Annotated in this window: 16 protein-coding genes; 13 read left to right on the plus strand and 3 right to left on the minus strand. The window is 64.5% G+C overall.

Annotated elements, in window-relative coordinates:
• The first annotated feature begins 118 nt into the window (after positions 1-118).
• From V6B97_RS05510 to ychF, 3 genes are all read left to right on the plus strand, one after another.
• On the plus strand, positions 119-2,884 hold the full coding sequence (locus V6B97_RS05510; RefSeq protein WP_333505496.1) for a M16 family metallopeptidase: 2,766 nt from the start codon (positions 119-121) through the stop codon (positions 2,882-2,884).
• 367 nt (positions 2,885-3,251) lie between these two features.
• Entirely contained in the window at positions 3,252-3,905 is a 654-nt protein-coding gene (locus tag V6B97_RS05515; RefSeq protein WP_333505497.1) for a LysE family translocator, read from the plus strand.
• Positions 3,906-4,119: 214 nt separating this feature from the next.
• Positions 4,120-5,220, plus strand: coding sequence for a redox-regulated ATPase YchF (gene ychF / locus V6B97_RS05520; RefSeq protein WP_333505498.1), 1,101 nt, complete (start codon positions 4,120-4,122; stop codon positions 5,218-5,220).
• A gap of 95 nt (positions 5,221-5,315) precedes the next feature.
• On the opposite strand, the gene V6B97_RS05525 is transcribed toward ychF, so the two are convergent.
• Both V6B97_RS05525 and V6B97_RS05530 read right to left on the minus strand, forming a co-directional pair.
• The gene (locus V6B97_RS05525) at positions 5,316-6,449 is read right to left on the minus strand and encodes a hypothetical protein (protein WP_333505499.1); all 1,134 of its coding nucleotides are present in this window, start codon (positions 6,447-6,449) and stop codon (positions 5,316-5,318) included.
• Positions 6,439-6,957, minus strand: coding sequence for a DUF4365 domain-containing protein (locus tag V6B97_RS05530; RefSeq protein WP_333505500.1), 519 nt, complete (start codon positions 6,955-6,957; stop codon positions 6,439-6,441). Before V6B97_RS05530 ends, V6B97_RS05525 begins: the two co-directional genes overlap by 11 nt.
• A 398-nt stretch (positions 6,958-7,355) precedes the next feature.
• On the opposite strand from V6B97_RS05530, the gene pgm reads away from it, so the two are divergent.
• From pgm to V6B97_RS05580, 10 genes are all read left to right on the plus strand, one after another.
• Positions 7,356-9,005 carry a phosphoglucomutase (alpha-D-glucose-1,6-bisphosphate-dependent) gene (gene pgm / locus V6B97_RS05535; RefSeq protein ID WP_333505501.1) on the plus strand — a complete coding sequence of 550 codons (1,650 nt, stop codon included), beginning with the start codon at positions 7,356-7,358 and terminating at the stop codon, positions 9,003-9,005.
• A 242-nt stretch (positions 9,006-9,247) separates the two neighbouring features.
• Entirely contained in the window at positions 9,248-9,661 is a 414-nt protein-coding gene (locus V6B97_RS05540) for a response regulator (protein ID WP_333505502.1), read from the plus strand.
• A 280-nt stretch (positions 9,662-9,941) separates the two neighbouring features.
• Entirely contained in the window at positions 9,942-10,325 is a 384-nt protein-coding gene (gene gcvH, locus V6B97_RS05545) for a glycine cleavage system protein GcvH (RefSeq protein ID WP_333505503.1), read from the plus strand.
• A 16-nt stretch (positions 10,326-10,341) separates the two neighbouring features.
• Positions 10,342-11,673: an aminomethyl-transferring glycine dehydrogenase subunit GcvPA gene (gene gcvPA, locus V6B97_RS05550; RefSeq protein ID WP_333505504.1), complete on the plus strand. Its 1,332-nt coding sequence runs from the start codon at positions 10,342-10,344 to the stop codon at positions 11,671-11,673.
• Positions 11,670-13,115: an aminomethyl-transferring glycine dehydrogenase subunit GcvPB gene (gene gcvPB / locus V6B97_RS05555; RefSeq protein ID WP_333505505.1), complete on the plus strand. Its 1,446-nt coding sequence runs from the start codon at positions 11,670-11,672 to the stop codon at positions 13,113-13,115. The genes gcvPA and gcvPB overlap by 4 nt, the downstream gene beginning before the upstream one ends.
• Complete coding sequence (locus V6B97_RS05560) at positions 13,105-14,586, plus strand: dihydrolipoyl dehydrogenase family protein (RefSeq protein WP_333505506.1); 1,482 nt, start codon at positions 13,105-13,107, stop codon at positions 14,584-14,586. The genes gcvPB and V6B97_RS05560 overlap by 11 nt, the downstream gene beginning before the upstream one ends.
• Positions 14,587-14,739: 153 nt before the next feature.
• On the plus strand, positions 14,740-15,774 hold the full coding sequence (locus V6B97_RS05565) for an OmpA family protein (RefSeq protein ID WP_333505507.1): 1,035 nt from the start codon (positions 14,740-14,742) through the stop codon (positions 15,772-15,774).
• A gap of 66 nt (positions 15,775-15,840) precedes the next feature.
• Positions 15,841-16,467, plus strand: coding sequence for a hypothetical protein (locus V6B97_RS05570; protein ID WP_333505508.1), 627 nt, complete (start codon positions 15,841-15,843; stop codon positions 16,465-16,467).
• Between the two features lie 291 nt (positions 16,468-16,758).
• Positions 16,759-17,385 carry a peroxiredoxin gene (locus V6B97_RS05575; protein ID WP_333505509.1) on the plus strand — a complete coding sequence of 209 codons (627 nt, stop codon included), beginning with the start codon at positions 16,759-16,761 and terminating at the stop codon, positions 17,383-17,385.
• A 512-nt stretch (positions 17,386-17,897) separates the two neighbouring features.
• Positions 17,898-18,161, plus strand: a complete 264-nt coding sequence (locus V6B97_RS05580) for a hypothetical protein (protein WP_333505510.1) — start codon at positions 17,898-17,900, stop codon at positions 18,159-18,161.
• Positions 18,162-18,185: 24 nt separating this feature from the next.
• On the opposite strand, the gene V6B97_RS05585 is transcribed toward V6B97_RS05580, so the two are convergent.
• On the minus strand, positions 18,186-18,551 hold the full coding sequence (locus tag V6B97_RS05585) for an Hpt domain-containing protein (RefSeq protein ID WP_333505511.1): 366 nt from the start codon (positions 18,549-18,551) through the stop codon (positions 18,186-18,188).
• Between the last annotated feature and the right edge of the window lie 224 nt (positions 18,552-18,775).

Raw genomic sequence — 18,775 nt, forward strand, 5'->3', positions numbered from 1 at the left:
CTCCGGCCGCCGCCCCGGCAGCCGGCACGACACAGCGCACGCCGCCCCGCGCGGCGCATTGGAGACATTCGCAATGCGCACCCTTCTCACCCTGTTTCTTCTCCTCGGAGCCCTGACGATGCCGACCGCTGCCACGGCCGCCACGCCGACAGCCCCGCACCCGCAGCTGACCCGCCTTTCCAACGGCCTGACGGTGCTCATCCAGCCGGACGAGCGCTTTCCGCTGGCCTCGCTGCGCCTGTACGTGCACGCGGGTTCCACCTACGAAACCCCGCGCGAGGCGGGCATAAGCCACGTGCTGGAGCACATGGTGTTCAAGGGCACGGAAAACCGGCCCAAGGGCGCCGTGGCCCGCGACGTGGAGCGCGCAGGCGGCTACCTGAACGCCGCCACCAGCTTCGACTACACCGTGTACCTTACCGACATGCCCGCCGCGCAGTGGAAGCTGGGCATGGAAGTGCTCAAGGACATGGCCTTCCACCCCACGCTGGACCCGGCCGAACTGGAGTCGGAAAAGGAAGTCATCCTGGCCGAACTGCAACGCGGCGAGGACAGCCCGGACAACCGGCTGTTCCAGCACATGCAGGCCCTGACCCTGAACGGCACGCCGTACGCCTCGCCCATCATCGGGCTGCGCGAGACCATCAGGTCGTTCACGGCGGACGACATCCGCGACTACATCCGCAGGAACTACCAGCCGCAGTCCATGCTGCTGGCCGTGGTGGGCAACGTGAACCCCGCCGATGCCCTGGCCGAGGCACAACGCCTGTTCGGCGACCTGAAGAACGACGCCACGGTCACCCCGCCCGCGCCCATCGACGCGGAAAGGCTGCTGGCCCAGCCGCTGACCATGGCCGATGCAGAAAAGACGGACGGCGGCAAGGCTGCCGCCCTCGCCAAGCCCGGCAAGACGGAAAAGGCGGCCAAGCCCGCCGCTTCCGGCACTGCCGCCGCACCCGCGCGCCCCGCGTCCCCCGTTCCCCCCGCTCACACAGTCAAGATCGAGCCCGGCCCGTGGAACAAGGTGTACCTGGGCATTTCCTTCCCGGTGCCCGGCTTCGGCGACGCGCAGTCGCCCCAACTCGACGTGCTGGCCCACCTGCTGGGCGGCGACCGCACCTCGCTGCTGTACCGCACCTACAAATACGAGAAGCAGCTGGTGGATTCCATCTCCATGTCCAACTACAGCTTCGAGCGCGTGGGCATGCTGTACCTGACGGCGGAACTGGACGCCGACAAGCTGGACGCCTTCTGGACCGCCCTGACGGCGGACCTGGCCTCGCTGTCCGCCAGCCGCTTCACGGCAGAGGACATCGAGCGCGCCAAGCTGAACCTGGAAGACGACATGTTCCGGGCCAAGGAAACCCTGCCCGGCCTTGCCTCCAAGCTCGGCTACTTCCAGTTCTTCACCGGCGTGCAGGGCGAGGCCAACTACCTGCGCGGCCTGCACGACGTCACCCCCGCCACCCTGCAAGACCTGATCGCCCGCTGGCTGCGGCCCGAACGGCTTTCCGTGGTGGCTCTGACGCCGGAAAAATCCGAAACACCCGACCTGGCCGCCGCGCTGGCGAAAGCCTGGCCCGCCCCGGCCCGCGCCGGGTCCGACGCCGCCTCCGCCGCCGTGGCCGACAAGACCGAGGTCATCGACCTCGGCAAGGGCCGCACGCTGATCCTCATGCCCGACGCCACCCTGCCCTACACGGCGGTGGACATGGTGTTCAGCGGCGGCAACGCGCTGCTGCCCGCCGACAAGCAGGGCCTGGCCTCGCTGGCCGCCAGCGCGCTGGTGAAGGGCACCCTGCCCACGCCGCAGTCGGCCGCGGCCAAGTCCGCGGGCATCGCGGGCGGGCTGGACGCCCCGGCCATGGAAGCCTACCAGTCCGACCGCGCCGCCAGCATGGGCGCGTCCGCCGGGCGGCAGACCTTCAGCCTTTCGCTGCGCCAGCCTTCGCGCTTCAATGACGACATGTTCGCCCTGCTGGGCCAGGTGCTGGCCGCGCCCGCCTTCGCCGACGCGGAAGTTGCCCGCGAACGGGTAAACCAGGTGGCCGCCATCAAGGCGCGCGAGGACCAGCCCATGGGCCTGGCCTTCCGCCACCTGACGCCCTTCCTGTTCCCCGGCCACACCTACGGCTACTACCACCTGGGCATGCCCGAGGCGGTGCAGAAGTTCGGCGTGGCCGACGTGCGCGGCTTCTGGGCGCAGCAGGCCCGCCAGCCGTGGGTCATGGCCGTGTGCGGCCAGTACGACCGCGAGGCGGTCATCCGCCACGCCAGGGAACTGCCCGCGCCCGACGCCAGGGCCGCCAGCCTGTCCGCGCCCGCGTGGAGCAAGGACAAGGAGCTGGACCTGCACCTGCCCGGCCGCAACCAGGCCCACCTGATGCTGGTCTTCCCCACCGCGCCGCTGAAAAGCGACGACACCCCCGGCCTTGAACTGATGCAGGCCATCCTGTCCGGCCAGAGCGGTCTGCTGTTCCGCGACCTGCGCGACGAGCAGGGCCTTGGCTACACCGTCACCGCCATGAACTGGCAGTCGGAACAGGCCGGGTTCATGATCTTCTACATCGGCACCGAGCCGGGCAAGCTGGACCAGGCCACGCAGGGCTTCAAGGACGTCATCGCCCGCCTGCACGCCGACCGCCTGCCCGAGGACGAGCTGCGGCGCGGCAAGAATCAGCTGGAAGGCGACTACTACCGCGAGCACCAGCGCCTTGGCAGCCGCAGTTCCGAGGCGGCGGTGCTGACCTCGCAGGGGTACCCGCTGGCCTTCAACAAGCAGGTGGTGGACAAGGCGGCCAAGCTGGACGCCGAAGCCCTGCGCGCCCTGGCCCGCAAGTACCTGAAGGTGGAGGGGGCGTATACGGTGCGGGTGCTGCCGTAACCAGTACCGCGCAGGGGGCCTTTTGCCCTCTGCCTTCGTCAGAATGCGTTTTTATTCCGGTCGAGTACGATAAGAGTACTCGTTGCGGTCGCCATCCGTAATGCTCGAAGACTCGCATGACGGCTGCCGCACTTCCTCCATAAAAAAGCATTCTTCCTCGGCAGAGAACAAAAATCCTCCCTGCGCCAAGAGCGCCTCCTTGCAGCCAAGTGCAGTTCCCGCGCCGGGGCATCCGCATGGATGTCCCGGCGCTTTCATATTTGCTCCCGTCCCCGCCGCCCGCTTCCCCCACTTCTCCCCCCCGGACCTCTTTCCCTTTGCCCGCGCCCCCTGTACAACGGCGCATCCACACGCATCGGAGCATCCCATGGAATTTGCGACCCTGGCCGCCATGAGCACCTATGCCATCGCCATGAGCGTCACCCCCGGCCCCAACAACACCATGGTCATGTCGTCGGGCCTCACCTTCGGCTTCTGGCGCACCATGCCCCACCTGCTGGGCATTTCGCTGGGCTTCCCGCTGATGATCATTGCCGTGGGCCTCGGCATGGACCGGATATTCGCCGCCGTGCCGCAGTTGCACCACTGGCTGCGCTGGGTGGGGTCCGCCTACCTGCTATGGCTGGCCTGGCGCATCGCCACGGCCGCGCCGCCCACGCCCGGTGAAGCCGCGAAAGGCCGCAACGCCTCGCGCCCCATGACCTTCATCGAAGGGGCGCTGTTCCAGTGGGTGAACCCCAAGGCGTGGCTGGCCGCCGTGGCCGGGGTGACCACCTACGTTTCCGGGCACGGCGGCGGGGCGGAATCGGCCCTTGCCGCAAACGCGCTTGGCCTGCACGGCGTATCGCAGGAACTGCTGGCGCTTACCGCAGTGTTCGCGGTGATGGCCTTCCCGTCCGTGGCCATCTGGTGCGCGGGCGGCACGGCCCTGCGCGGACTGCTGCATTCGCCGGGCGCGGTGCGCTGGTGCAACGCGGCGCTGGGCGCGCTGCTGGCCATCTCTGTATTTTCGCTATTCTAACCGGGGCTGGCGCGCGGGCGTTGCCCATACCGTCCCGCCCAACGCCCCTTCTGTCTCCGGCCGCGTTCCATCCCCGGCGCGCCCTGTCCAAACAGCGCGCCCTTTCCAAACCACGGAAAAGACGCTATGAAGCCCCGGCGGCCACGCCGCCCCCAACCCGCGCCCCGCGCCGCATCCGGCGCGCGCGCCATCCTCGCAATTTCCGGAGACAGACATGGCTCTCAGCATAGGCATCGTCGGACTGCCCAACGTGGGCAAGTCCACCCTGTTCAACGCGCTGACCAAGGCCCAGAACGCCGAGGCGGCCAACTACCCCTTCTGCACCATAGAGCCCAACAAGGCCACGGTGGCCGTGCCCGACCCGCGCATCGACAAGCTGACCGAAATGGCCAGGCCGCAGAAGACCATCCACGCCACGGTGGACTTCATCGACATCGCGGGGCTGGTGCGCGGGGCCAGCAAGGGCGAAGGGCTGGGCAACCAGTTTCTGGCCAACATCCGCGAATGCGCCGCCATTCTCGAAGTGGCGCGCTGCTTCGACGACGAGAACATCACCCACGTGGACGGGGCCATCGACCCCATCCGCGACATAGAGACCATCGAGACCGAACTGCTGCTGGCCGACATCCAGTCCGCCGAAAAGCGGTACGAGCGCCTTTCAAAGATGTCCAAGTTCGACAAGGACGCCAAGGCCGCGTCCGAAGAACTGGGCCGCCTGCTGGAACACATGAACGCGGGCAACCCGGCCGCCACCTTCGAAGGCAAGGACAACGACCTGTTCAAACAGGCCATGCGCGAAATGGGCCTGATCACCGCCAAGAAGGTCATCTACTGCGCCAACGTGGACGAGGCGAACCTGGACGGCAACAACGACCACGTGCGCCGCGTGCGCGAACTGGCCGAACAGCGCGGCTGCGACATGGTGGTCATCTGCGCCAAGATCGAGGAAGAATTGCAGGGCCTTTCCGACGAGGAACAGGCCGAAATGCTGGCGTCGTACGGCATCGAGGAAAGCGGCCTGGTGCGCATCATCCGCACCGGCTACCACACGCTGGGCCTTGCCAGCTACTTCACCGTGGGCGAGAAGGAAGTGCGCGCCTGGACCATCCAGCAGGGCTGGAAGGCCCCGGCCTGCGCGGGCGTGATCCACACCGACTTCGAACGCGGCTTCATCCGGGCCGAGGTCATCGGCTACGACGACTACGTGAAGCACGGCACCGAGGCGGCCTGCCGTTCCGCCGGGGTGCTGCGCGTGGAAGGCAAGGAATACGTGATGAAGGACGGCGACGTGGTGCACTTCCTGTTCAATGTGTAGGAAGCACGGCGGCGGCGGAAGAGAAGAAGAGAAAGCGGGAAAAACAAAAGCCCCGGATGTCCTCAAGGGCATCCGAGGCTTTTCATATAGGCTCCTTATTCAGGGGCTCTCATAATTTCAAAGCGCTCGACCGGATCAATTGACAAATTATTCCCCCGGCGCACAATAGTGCCTGAAACGAAAACAGGAATCTCATTCTGATGTGCGTCGATTGCCTTTAAATACTCTTGATTCTCAAGCCGCAAGGTATAGTTATTCTGCCCAGAACCAGAAAGGATTGTAACAACTCCCTCATTTTCTCCAACACCCCTGCTGAGCTTTTTCACAAATCCAGACAAATCCTCCCTCGTCGTGCCAAGTTGCGGGGTCAGCTCCTTGGCGACGTCCTCAATTGCATGCCTATGCTCCCGGCGAAAAGTTAGAATACTTGGCATATCGCTATCATCAATAGGCAATTCCGCAGACCATTCGGGCTGCAAAGATATATCTGCCCCTCTCGTTGCGTCATACATATCAACAATTGCTGAGCACATGTTGGCGCTTATCGCATATTGCCCGCGATTCCCCGCCTCAGTAATCTGGCTTAAGTCATCTTCATCTATGGCTTGCTGCACCAAGCAAGCGCTCCTATAGAGCACACTTGTAATCTTTCGAGTAAAAGGCATTTCCCTATTCACCGTAAGCAGTTGATGTTGATCATCTGCTTTTTCTGGCTCAAGCGGAAAGACCACATTCATCACATAACTTCCAAACTCACTTTGACCAACACGACAACGCCCAAACCACTCTTCCGTGCATTTATAAGATATTTTTTTATGAAACTTGGCAGGATTCAACACAAAAGCTGCGCCAGATAAAATCCAAGTCTTAAGAGAAGTTGCATAATCCACAAAAGAATCAAAAGGAACAACTCCATACTTTGTAAAAGAACTTTTCAAGCTAAATTTAAAGGAATCAGAATCTGGAAAAGCAATTTTCCCCAACAAGATATCAACACGGACATCGTACACCGTAGCAATATCATCCAACGCTGCATACAGCATTTTCTTATAATCAGAATACGAAGCATCCGTAGGAATCAGCAATTCCTTCTCGCTTTCCCCCTTTGTGTAAACCAAAGCTCCACTGCGAAGAGTATGAGCAACCCTCCATCCTTGAGATTCGATAAACCGACACAACATGCTATGCTTTATAGGCAAATCGCGATATTGGAAAATTTTACAACCCATGGCCCACCTCCACATCGCGAGAACTATTCAGCATCATTTTAAATAAAACATCACGTGTAAAACGATTCGCCAAGGGTATTCTTACGTTCTTATTCTCTTGCCCCACAGGCAAGGCTACCGCCCCTTCAAAAAAAGCCCAATAAGCATCTCCGTATATTGACGTAATACCTGAACGGACATTAACCCTTGAATGTGGATGTCGCATTACAAAGACCACAAGAATCTTTGGAATATGGCTTCTTTCTCTCAGGTCATTGTAATTCTTCTTTTTAAGTGCATACACAAGCTCAGAGCCATCCACGTTTGGTGCCGACGTTGCCTTCAACTGAACGTCTATATGTGGAGAATACAATATACTACTGCTATGCAATTTCCCATTATATCGCACCTGACAATCAACGCTATCATTATCTGCCCGAGGAAACTCCACTGTAAATCCGCAACCCGTCGCCAAAGTATAAAAAAACGCTCTACTTATTTCTTCTTTATATGAATTTATATTCATCATGCCATACTCCACACACCCTGCGCAGCCCTAATACAAACAAACTTCCTCGATTTCCCCAATCCAACTACTCCGCGCTTAAAACTCTAAATCATAATCATATACAAAACATGTTATGCCATGATTCGAAAGGCCAACATCACTTGTTTTCTGCTTCAAAACACCCACATTACGGCTAAGTCATTAACCATGAAATTTGAGACAGAACACAGCGCCATTCCAGTGCATTTAGCAGTATCAAAAGGCCATCCGTGGGACAACTCTTAGTTTGAGCATACGGCACCTCAGTCTTCAACCTATAAAGATTATACCCCACCCACCCTTGCGCTCGCCCTGCCCCGACGGTATACAAATTCTCCAAACACTTCGGCACACTTCGCGCCCGGAGGGCAGGAGAACGCATGGCAACGCATCCGCGGGCCGGGCAGCGGCCCGAACCTTCGCAACTGGTGGACATTCCGGCGCTGGTCGCCGCCTACTATACCGAACATCCGGATACCGCCGCGCCCGAGCGGCGCGTGTCCTTCGGCACCTCCGGCCACCGGGGCGGCGCGCTGTCCGGCAGCTTCAACGAGGAACACATCCTCGCCGTCACCCAGGCGGTGTGCGAATACCGCGCGCAAGTCGGCATAACCGGGCCGCTGTTCCTGGGCATGGACACCCACGCCCTGTCGGAACCCGCCCACCGCACCGCGCTGGAAGTATTGGCTGCCAACGGCGTGTCCACGGTCATCCAGCAGGGCGGCGGCTACACCCCCACCCCGGTCATCTCGCACGCCATCCTCACCTGGAACGCGGGCCGCGCGCAGGGCCTTGGCGACGGCATCGTCATCACGCCCTCCCACAACCCGCCCGAAGACGGCGGCTTCAAGTACAATCCGCCCCACGGCGGCCCGGCGGACACCGACGCCACCAAGTGGATTCAGCGCCGCGCCAACGAACTTCTGGATGACGGCAACCGCCCCGTGCGCCGCATGCACCTGCGCGACGCGCTGGCCGCCCCGTGCGTGAGCCAGCGCGACTTCGTGCGCGGCTATGTGGACGACCTGGCCTCGGTGGTGGACATGCCCGCCATCAAGGCCGCCGGGCTCAAGCTGGGTGCGGACCCGCTGGGCGGCTCGTCGCTGGCCTACTGGCGCCCCATCGCGGAAGCCTACGGCCTCGACATCACCGTGGTGAACGACGCGGTGGACCCCACCTTCCGGTTCATGCCGCTGGACAAGGACGGCAAGATCCGCATGGACTGCTCGTCCCCGTGGGCCATGGCCGGGCTGATCAATCTGCGCGACAAGTTCGACGTGGCCTTCGGCAACGACGCCGACGCGGACCGCCACGGCATCGTCACCGCATCGGGCCTGATGAACCCCAACCACTACCTGGCCGTGGCCGTGTGGTACCTGTTCCGCCACCGCCCGCAATGGTCGCCGCAGTGCGCCGTGGGCAAGACGCTGGTCACCAGTTCCATGGTGGACCGGGTGGCCGCCTCGCTGAGCCGCAAGGTGGTGGAGGTGCCCGTGGGCTTCAAGTGGTTCGTGCAGCCGCTGCTGGAAGGCAGTTGCGGCTTCGGGGGCGAGGAAAGCGCCGGGGCCTCGTTCCTGCGGCGCGACGGCACGGTGTGGACCACGGACAAGGATGGCCTGCTGCTGAACCTGCTGGCCGCCGAGATCATGGCCGTGGAAGGCCGCGACCCGGCGGAACTGTACGCCAGGCTCACCGAGCAGTTCGGCGCGCCGCTGTACGAACGGCTGCAATCGCCCGCCGGGGCGGAACGCAGGGCCGTGCTCGCCAACCTGTCGCCCGACGTGCTCACCGCCACGGAACTTGCGGGCGCGCCCATCACCGCCATGCTGACGAAGGCCCCCGGCAACGGGGCCTCCATCGGGGGGCTGAAGGTCATCACCGACGACGGCTGGTTCGCCGCGCGGCCCTCCGGCACCGAGGACATGTACAAGATCTACACCGAGAGCTTCAAAGGGCCGGACCACCTCAAGCGCATCCAGCAGGAGGCCGTGGACATCGTGGACCGGGCCTTCGCGGCGGCGGGTGTATAGACGGCTGGCCCCGCTTACGGCCATTCCATAAAGAAAGACACATGGCGCGCTAACGCTCATTGACCCCGCCACCGCTCGCGGCTATGTTCGTCAGCAATTCCGAGGGGCGACGCCGGAGTGCGTCGATATTGCACGCGTAATGGACCGCAACGCGTGTACCGGGCATCCATCAGGCCGCCGCCCCACGCTGGCGCGGCGGCGAAACCACGGCGCATCCCGCGCGCAGGCAGAAGGACGTTCCGATGAAATTCCTGGTCGTTGACGACGACTTCGACAGCCGCAGACTGGTCCAGAAGATCCTTCACCCCTTCGGGTATGTCGACATCGCCACCGACGGCGAGGAAGGCGTGCAGGCGTTCCGTTCCGCCCTCAAGGACGGCGAACCCTACGACGTGGTCACCCTCGACATCCTCATGCCCAACGCCGACGGGCAGCAGGCCCTGCGCGAAATCCGCGAGATCGAGAAGGAAGAGGGCGTCGCCCCCGAAAAGGCCGTGAAGGTCATCATGATCTCCGGCCTGGACGATTCGCAGGAAGTGCACGACGCCTTCTTTCTGGGCGACGCCGTCAGCTTCATCGTAAAGCCCATCCGCCGCCAGCTGCTGCTGGACGAAATCGAAAAGCTCGGCGTACACCTCGAAAAGACGGAAAAGTAGGCGCGCCGACGCCCTCTTTTCAATGTGTCGCGGCACTTGCGGGCCACGCCGTGTCCGGCTATTACCGGTGCACCGGCGTGCTCGCCGTGTTCCGGCGCATCCGGCGTGTCCTTTCCCCGCGGAAACGGCATGCCCGCCCTGCGCCGGGGCTGGCCGCGCCCCGCGCCGTTCGCAACAGCGCCGCACACCGCAGCCGGGCCGTGACCGCCGCGCCCGCGCCGCGCATCCCACACACCCCCACTGGCCCCCACCACAGGCCGAACCTTTCCAGGAGGCACACATGTCCATTCCCGCCGACCTGCTCTACACCGACACCCATGAATGGGTGCGCATCGAGGGCGACGAGGCCGTCATCGGCATCACCCAGTTCGCCCAGGAACAGCTGGGCGACCTGACCTTCGTGGACCTGCCCGCCGTGGGCGACACCCTGGCCAACGGCCAGGAAATGGGCTCGGTGGAATCGGTGAAGGCCGCCAGCGAACTCTACTCGCCGCTCGCCGGCACCGTCAGCGCCGTCAACGACGCCCTGTCCGGCGCGCCGGAACTGGTGAACCAGTCGCCCTACACCGACGGCTGGATGGTGCGCGTGAAGCTGGACGGCAAGCCCGAGGGCCTGCTCTCCGCCGCCGACTACGAAGCCGTCGTCGCGCGCGAAGCCCACTAGCGGCAAGGAGCAGCCCATGCCGTTCATCCCGCACTCCCCAGAGGAGGTCCGGGAAATGCTCTCCGTCATCGGCGTGCAGAGCATCGAGGATCTTTTCGTCGACATTCCGGCAGAGATGCGCCCGCGCAGCTTCGAGCTGCCCCTGGGCCTCAGCGAGATGCAGGTGCTGGCCAGGATGGAAGAAATGGCCGCCCGCAACCGCACCGACGTGGTCAGCTTTCTGGGTGGCGGCTTCTACAGCCACCACATCCCGGCCGCCGTGGACGCGCTGGTCTCGCGCGGTGAATTCTACACCGCCTACACCCCCTACCAGCCCGAAGCCTCGCAGGGCACCCTGCAAGCCATCTTCGAGTACCAGACGGCGGTGTGCCGCCTGCTGGACATGGATTGCGCCAACGCCTCCGTGTATGACGGCGGCTCGGCCATCTTCGAGGCCATGATGATGGCCGTGCGCGCCACCAAGCGCCGCAAGCTGGTCATCGACGAGGCGGTCAGCCCCATCTGGCGCACCATGCTGGCCTCGTACACGTCCAACCTCTCGCTGGACCTGGTCACCGTGCCGCAGGTGGACGGCAGGTCGGACATGGCCGCCCTGAAGGCCGCCGTGGACACCGGCTGCGCCGCCGTGGTGGTGCAGAACCCCAACTTCTTCGGGGTGGTGGAGGACTTCACCGACCTGTTCGCCCACGCCAGAAGCCAGAAGGCCGCGTCGGTCATCTCGGTGTACCCGGTCATGCAGTCGGTGCTGAAGACGCCCGGCGAAATGGGCGCGGACATCGCCGTGGCCGAAGGCCAGTCGCTGGGCCAGCCCCTGAGCTTCGGCGGGCCGTACCTCGGCATCATGACCTGCACCAAGGACATGGTGCGCCAGATGCCCGGCCGCATCGTGGGCCGCACCAACGACATCGAAGGCCGCACCGGCTACGTGCTCACGTTGCAGGCGCGCGAACAGCACATCCGCCGCGCCAAGGCCACGTCCAACATCTGCTCCAACCAGGCCCTGTGCGCCCTGCGCACGCTGGTGCACCTGTGCCTGCTGGGCCCCGAAGGCCTGATCCGCACGGCCGAGCTTTCCATGGAACGCGCCCGCTACGCCATGGACCGGCTGACCGCCATCGCCGGGGTGCGCCCGCTGAACACCGCCCCCTTCGGCAACGAGTTCGCCGTGCGGCTGCCCGTTCCCGCCTTCGAGGCGGTGGACCGGCTCACCGCGCGCGGCTACGTGCCCGGCTTCCCCGTGGGCCGTTACTACTCGGGCATGGACGACGTGCTGCTGGTGGCCTGCACCGAAAAGAACAGCTTCGAACAGGTCGGCATTCTGGCCGAAATGCTGGGAGGTATCCTGTGAAGACCGCCTTCGCCGCATCCGTACCCGGCCGCACCGCCTGCCTGCCCGCCGAGCCCAAGAGGCACGCGGCCGACATGCTGCCCGCGAACCTGTTGCGCGCCAAGCGCCCCGCCCTGCCCGAACTGGGCGAACTGGACGTGGTGCGCCACTTCACGCGGCTGTCGCGCCTGAACTTCGGGGTGGATTCCAACTTCTACCCCCTCGGCTCGTGCACCATGAAATATAACCCCAAGTTCACCGAACAGGTGGCCGCCCTGCCGGGCTTCACCCGGCTGCACCCGCTGATGGCCCAGTTGAAGGGCGCGGGCCAGTACACCCAGGGCGCGCTGGAGGTGATGTGGGAGACCGAGCGCCTCTTGTGCGAGATCACCGGCATGCGCGCGTTCACCCTGCACCCCATGGCGGGCGCGCACGGCGAACTTACCGGCGCCATGCTCATCGCCGCCTACCACAAGGACAAGGGCAACCGTAAGACCAAGGTCATCTGCCCGGATTCCGCCCACGGCACCAACCCCGCCTCGGCCGCGCTGGCCGGGTACGAGGTGATCAACATCGAGTCGAAGGACGGCATGGTCGACCCGGACGCGCTGGAAGCCGCCCTGACCGACGACGTGGCCGCCCTGATGATGACCTGCCCCAACACCCTGGGGCTGTTCGAAAACCACCTGCCGCGCATCGTCGAAAAGCTGCGCGCGGTGGACGCCCTGCTGTACTACGACGGCGCCAACCTCAACGCCATCCTCGGCAAGATGCGCGTGGGCGACGTGGGCTTCGACGTGGTGCACCTGAACCTGCACAAGACCTTCGCCACCCCGCACGGCGGCGGCGGCCCCGGCGCGGGTCCGGTGGGCGTCAGCGAACGGCTGGTGCCGTACCTGCCCATCTCGCGGGTGGAAAAGCTGCACGACGGCCGCTACTACCTGAACTACGACCATCCGAAATCCATCGGCTTCATGGCCCCGTTCTACGGCAACTTCGGCGTGCTGCTGAAGGCCTATGCCTACATCCTGCGCCTGGGCGGCGAAGGGCTGGAACGCGTTTCGGAATACGCGGTGCTCAACGCCAACTACCTGCGCAAGCGGCTGGAAAAGGTGCTGGAAATCCCCCACGACCGCATCTGCATGCACGAGTTCGTGGCCTCGGCCTGCAACCACGCCGAATGCGGCATCCGCGCGCTGGACGTGGCCAAGGCCCTGCTGGACAAGGGCTACCACGCCCCCACCATCTACTTTCCGCTCATCGTCAAGGAATGCCTGATGTTCGAGCCCACGGAAACCGAGAGCAGGCAGACGCTCGACGAATTCGCGGACGACCTCATCGCCATTCTGGAATCGGCGGCGCAGGACCCCGAAGCGCTGCATGCGGCCCCGGTGAACACGCCGGTGCGCAGGCTGGACGAGACGGCGGCGGCCCGCAACATGGTGCTGACGGATGACGCCTAGCGCCCGCTACGACATGATCATACTCGGAGGAGGGCCCGGCGGAAGCCGGGCCGCCTTCGATGCGGCGGCGCGCGGGCTTTCCGTGGCGCTGGTGGACCGTGACGGCCTGGGCGGCACCTGCCTGAACCGGGGGTGCATCCCCACCAAGCTGCTGCTGGGGGCCACCGCCGCCCTGCCGCTGCTGGAAGCGCAAAAGAAGCTGAAAGGCGCCGACGGGCACATCGCCTTCGACCTGCCCGCCCTGCAACAGCGCAAGGACAGGTACGTCAAGGGCACCCGGCAGGCGCTGGAAAAGCGCCTGAAGGCGGCGGGCATCGCCGTGTACGCAGGCGAAGGGCGGGTGACCGCCGCGCCGCCCGCCGATATCGCGGGGGACGGGGACGGCGAACTCACCGTCACCGCCGTGCAGCCCGACGGCGCCACGCAGGAAACCCGGCTTGCCTGGGGTACCCTGATCGTGGCCACCGGCTCCACTCCGGCCAGCTTTCCCGGCCTTGCCGCCGACGGCGCGGCGGTGCTCGACTCCACCGCGCTGCTCGACGTGACCGAAGCCCCGGAAAGCCTGATCGTGGTGGGCGGCGGGGCCATCGGCCTGGAAATGGCCGACTTCTTCTCCCGCCTCGGCACGCGCATCACCATCGTGGAAGGCATGGGCCGCCTGGCCCCCACCGAGGACCCCGAAGTGGGCGACACCCTGCGCAAGGTCTACGCGCGCGAGGGGTGGGCCATCCACACCGGGCGCAAGGTGGCCTCGCTGGCGACTGTGCACGAGGGGCACGAGGGGCGCGAGGGAGGCGACGGGGATGGGGGGACCGGCGGCCGCGCCGTGCTGCGCTTCGAGGACGGCGAGGAGCTTTCCGCGAGCAAGGCGCTGCTGGCCGTGGGACGCCGCCCGGCGTCCGCCGGAATCGGCCTTGACGTGCTGGGCGCAACCCTGCGCGGGCCGGGCTGGGTGCAGACCGACGAATGCCTGCGCGCGGCCCCGCGCGTGTACGCCATCGGCGACGTGAACGGCCGCACCCTGCTGGCCCACGCGGCGGACCATCAGGCCCGCTACGCGGTGCGCCACGCCTGCGGCGCGACTGCAACGGCCTACGACGCGGGCGTGATGCCCGCGTGCATCTACGGCCACCTGGAAGCGATGCGCGTTGGCCCTACCGCGGAAGAATTGAAGAATGCGGGATTTTCCCCCCGTGTTTCCCGCTCTATGCTCATTGCCAATCCCATTGCGCAGGCGTATGGAACGACGCAGGGTTTCATCAAGATCGTCTGGGTTGACGGGCGCATCCGGGGCGTGACCGCCGTGGGACACGGCGTGTCGCATCTGGTGACGCTGGCGGCCGTGCTTGCGGGAGGGAGCGGCGCGGCCCCGGGCTGGACCGTGCACGACGCGGGCTCTGTCATTTTCGCCCACCCGACGCTGGATGAAGCTCTGGAAGCCGCCATGGAGGCTCCGCAAGAGTCCGCGTGACGGCATGCGGCCCATGAAAAATCGGAAACTTTGTGCCTAAAACGCAGAATGGTCTTGTCACGACCATGTTTTGTCGGTAACTTGCACAATATGAAGATAATTCCGGGCTGGAGTTTTTACCCTGCGTCAACATCAGCTATTTTGGAGGCTCCCATGAAAATCGCGAAACTTCTGACTCTGGTCGCGGCGCTCATGCTCGTCTGCGCCGCTCCGGCCTTCGCCGCCGGTCAATCCACCCTTGTTCCCAAAATCGCCAGCTTCGACTTCTTCGTGGACTACTCCGGGTCCATGATGATGTCGCACGAGAAGGTCGGCAAGAACAAGATGGAACTGACCAAGAAGCTGCTCTCGGCCATCAACGCCAAAATCCCGGCGCTGGGCTACGAAGGCGGCCTGCACACCTTCGCCCCGTCCACCGAAATCCAGCCCGTGGCCGCGTGGGACAAGGCGTCCTATGAAAAGGCCATCAAGAAGCTGAATGAAAACGAAGACACCTTCGCCCGCCTGACCCCCATGGGCACCGGCCTGCAGAAGGCCACCTACGCCAAGGCCATGAAGCGCAAGGCCGCCATGATCATGGTCAGCGACGGCGAATCCAACCTGGGTTCCGACCCGGTGGCCGAAGCCAAGATGCTGCTCTCCACCAACCCCGGCCTGTGCCTGCACGTCATTTCCATGGCCGACAAGCCCGCCGGCCAGGCCACCCTTGACGCCATCGCCAAGCTGAACGGCTGCGCCGTCACCGCCAAGGGCCCCGAACTGCTGGCCAACGAAGCCGCCCTCGACAAGTTCGTGCGCGACGTCTTCTACGAAGAAAAGGCCGCCCCCGCCGCTGCCGCCGCCCCCATGGACGAAGTGATCGTGCTGCGCAGCATCCAGTTCGCCCTGAACTCGGCCAAGCTGGACGCCACCGCCACCAGCATCCTGGTGGAAACCGCCTCCATCCTGAAGTCCAAGAAGGGCTCGATTGAAGTTGCCGGTCACACCTGCAGCCTCGGCACCGACGAATACAACCAGAAGCTGTCCGAAGCCCGCGCCAAGTCGGTCAAGGACTTCCTGGTCAAGCAGGGCGTGGAATCCTCGCGCCTGATCACCAAGGGCTACGGCGAGTCCCAGCCCAAGTACGACAACAGCACCGAAGAGACCCGCAAGCTGAACCGCCGGGTCGAACTCTCCTTCATCAAGTAGCACAACGGACCATGAAGGCCCGGTGGGGAAACCCGCCGGGCCTTTCCGCAAACGGAGACGAAGTCGATGAAGCAAGGCCGCATCGCGATGGCCGCAAAGGCCCTGACGCTGCCCGTTACCCTGGCTCTGGTCCTGGCCGGGGCTGTCTGCGTTTCTCCGGCAGGCGCGGCGGATAGCGCCGTCACCGCCTCCCCGGCGCAGCAGACGAAGAAGGCCGCCGCCCAGACCACGGGCAAGACGGCCGACAAGACCGCCAAGGCCGCCACGCAGAAGCCTGCCCAGGCCGGCAAGGCCGCTCCCAAGACCACTCAGGTGGCCAAGGTGGCTCCCGCCAAGAAGTCCGTGGGCGACACCATCGAGGAAGTGCACAACAAGCTCGATACCTTGGCCCGCGCCAAGCTGCGCCACATGAACGAAAGTCTGCGTCCCTGCCAGACCCGCAAGGACGTGGTGCAGAACGGCCACGAATTCGTGGCCCGCTATCTGGCCGTGGATCCCGACTCGCTCTCCACCGACGTGCACGACGCACAAGGCCCCGGCGCCAAGTACGTGGGGCTCATCGTCTACCACGAACAGGAATTCGAAAGCCGCGCCGCCACCAAGGAAGCCGCCCTTGCGGGCGACTTCACCATGGTCAAGGCCCGCCGCGTCACCGAGATCATCCGCTACGACAAGGGCAAGTGGATCGACTGACGCTTCCGCCCTCTCCGGCCCGCCGATTCACGCCGCACGGATTTCCATCCGTGCGGCGTTTGCGTTTGCACGGGCGCACGTCAGGGCGGTCGCCGTCATCCGCGCACGCATCCTTCACCCGGCATGCGCCGTACCGGCCGCTTCCGGCATTCCCCCGCATTGTGCGCACGATTCCGGCGCATGGCGCGGGATCACTTTTTTTCTCGCTTCCCCTTGACGGATCGGCCCGGCACTGCCATAAGTGATACCAGAAATCATTACTAACAACTCTTTTCAAAGGAGTCATCGAACATGAGCTGCCCCACCCAACAGGAATACCCCGCCTCCGCCATCGTCGGTCGCCCGGTCAAGCCCTTCACCATGGACACCTACGATCCCACCGAAGGTTCCTTCGGCCAGGTTTCGCTGGAAAAATTGCAGCAGGACCGCAAATGGACCGTGCTGGTGTTCTACCCGGCAGACTTCACCTTCGTGTGCCCCACCGAACTGGCGGACCTTGCCGAACGCCACGAGTCCCTCAAGGAACTGGGCGTGGAAGTGATCTCCGTGTCCACCGACACCAAATTCTCGCACCTGGCCTGGCGCAATTCCGAACGCCTGCTGGAGAACGTGCGCTACCAGATGGCCGCCGACCCCACCGGGACGGTTTCGCGCTACTTCGGCGTGTACGATGAAAGCGCGGGCACCGCCCTGCGCGGCACCTTCATCATCAACCCGGAAGGGGTGCTGGTGGGGTCCGAGGTGAATTTCTACAACGTGGGCCGCAACGCCGCCGAACTGGTGCGCAAGATGCAGGCCAACAAGCACCTGCGGGACCATCCGGCCGAAGTCTGCCCCGCCCGCTGGGAACCCGGCGCCCGCACCCTGACCCCCTCGGCCAAGTCGGTGGGCAAGGTGTATGAAGACCTCAATCCCTAGGGCTGTTTCTAAATTGCCCTTTCGCCCGTTGGCGTCCGACCCGAAGGGCGCGAAGCGTGGCCGTTGGGCGAGCTTGCGAGCCCTACGGACATCGTGCGCAACGAGGTCAAACTTCGCCTGCCATGGCGTTGCTGTCCTTATCCGTAAGACTCGCGCTGCGCGCTCGCCTAACGGCTAAGGCTCGGTCGAATACGAGAAGAGTATGCGGTGCGGTCGCCATCCGTAAGGCTCGCAGGCTCGCCTAACGGCTGCCGCACTCCCTCATGGCAGGCTTGTTTTCCTTGCCAACGAACGAAAAGCCTAATTTAGGAACAGCCCCTAGCGTGTTCGCCGGACGGCCGCCACGCAATGCCGGCAACGGGGCACGACGCGCGTCGTGCCCCGTTGGCGTTTGCCGGACGCGGGCGCGGATGGAGGACGAACGAAGGACGTCTGCCGACGGCAGCCCCTTGCCTCGCCCCGCCAGCGGCCATAGTTCAAGGATGGGCGCGCGGACGCGCCCGGGAGGGCACATGACCAACCGGCAGGACCCGGTACGGGGAATGGACGCGCAACAGGACGCCACGGCCACGCCACGCGGATTCAGGGAAGTGCTGCTTTCGCCGGGCGATTGCAGCGGATGCGGGGCATGCACGGAACTGGCGCCCGACATCGTCGGGTGGCGCGAAGGGGACGAAAGGCCGTTTCTGGTCAGCGACGTGGCCCCGGACGGGGTGCTCACCGAACTGATGGCCTTCTGCCCGGAAGGCTGCTTCGAGGATGGCGACGCATCCTGACGCGGGCCTGCGCGGCCGTCCGGTTCAGCCCCTGTTGACCGTCAGCCACGCCGCGATCTCCGTGCGGGTGGCCTCGGAATCCTCCAGCAGACCCAGCCATTCCCGGCGGGCCACGGCCAGGTCTTCGTTGCGGCAGGCCTGATCAAGGGCCGAGGCCCGGTGGTGCAGCCGCGACGCGCCGATGGTGGCGGAGGCCCCCTTCAGGCTGTGCGCCAGCCGGGCAAGGTCGTCCAGCCGCCCTTCTCCCAGTGCGGCCTGCATCTTGGCCAGCCGGTCGACGAAGTCGGGCAGGAAGGTATCGAGCAGCAGCGTGAGGAATTCGCGGTCGCCTTGCAGGCGGTGCAGCACGGCATCGATGTCGAAGACGGGATGGAGGGCGGGCTCGCTCATGGGACACTCATGGAGGATTGCCGGACCGCACCACTGGCGGACATCCCGCCGGAATACGGGCGCGGTGCCGAGGTTCATCGGCCAACCTACGGCAATACGCCCCCCATCCGCAAGTGGATACCCGTCACGAGGGTCTTTGCATCGATATTTGCAATGCGAAAACCACCCTTTGCGGGGTGGTTTTTCATGTTTCGCGCCGTGCAACCGCGACCCCGGCGACGCGG

It is taken from the genome of Nitratidesulfovibrio sp. 1201_IL3209, assembly GCF_036763125.1.
Classification (GTDB): domain Bacteria; phylum Desulfobacterota; class Desulfovibrionia; order Desulfovibrionales; family Desulfovibrionaceae; genus Cupidesulfovibrio.

Coding starts and splice junctions, on each gene's coding strand:
- ychF (WP_333505498.1), top strand. CDS start 4,120: ATGGCTCTCAGCATAGGCATCGTCGGACTGCCCAACGTGGGCAAGTCC.
- gcvH (WP_333505503.1), top strand. CDS start 9,942: ATGTCCATTCCCGCCGACCTGCTCTACACCGACACCCATGAATGGGTG.
- V6B97_RS05560 (WP_333505506.1), top strand. CDS start 13,105: ATGACGCCTAGCGCCCGCTACGACATGATCATACTCGGAGGAGGGCCC.
- V6B97_RS05525 (WP_333505499.1), bottom strand. CDS start 6,449: ATGGGTTGTAAAATTTTCCAATATCGCGATTTGCCTATAAAGCATAGC.
- V6B97_RS05585 (WP_333505511.1), bottom strand. CDS start 18,551: ATGAGCGAGCCCGCCCTCCATCCCGTCTTCGACATCGATGCCGTGCTG.
- V6B97_RS05575 (WP_333505509.1), top strand. CDS start 16,759: ATGAGCTGCCCCACCCAACAGGAATACCCCGCCTCCGCCATCGTCGGT.
- V6B97_RS05565 (WP_333505507.1), top strand. CDS start 14,740: ATGAAAATCGCGAAACTTCTGACTCTGGTCGCGGCGCTCATGCTCGTC.
- V6B97_RS05515 (WP_333505497.1), top strand. CDS start 3,252: ATGGAATTTGCGACCCTGGCCGCCATGAGCACCTATGCCATCGCCATG.
- V6B97_RS05510 (WP_333505496.1), top strand. CDS start 119: ATGCCGACCGCTGCCACGGCCGCCACGCCGACAGCCCCGCACCCGCAG.
- V6B97_RS05580 (WP_333505510.1), top strand. CDS start 17,898: ATGACCAACCGGCAGGACCCGGTACGGGGAATGGACGCGCAACAGGAC.
- V6B97_RS05530 (WP_333505500.1), bottom strand. CDS start 6,957: ATGATGAATATAAATTCATATAAAGAAGAAATAAGTAGAGCGTTTTTT.
- V6B97_RS05570 (WP_333505508.1), top strand. CDS start 15,841: ATGAAGCAAGGCCGCATCGCGATGGCCGCAAAGGCCCTGACGCTGCCC.
- gcvPA (WP_333505504.1), top strand. CDS start 10,342: ATGCCGTTCATCCCGCACTCCCCAGAGGAGGTCCGGGAAATGCTCTCC.
- pgm (WP_333505501.1), top strand. CDS start 7,356: ATGGCAACGCATCCGCGGGCCGGGCAGCGGCCCGAACCTTCGCAACTG.
- V6B97_RS05540 (WP_333505502.1), top strand. CDS start 9,248: ATGAAATTCCTGGTCGTTGACGACGACTTCGACAGCCGCAGACTGGTC.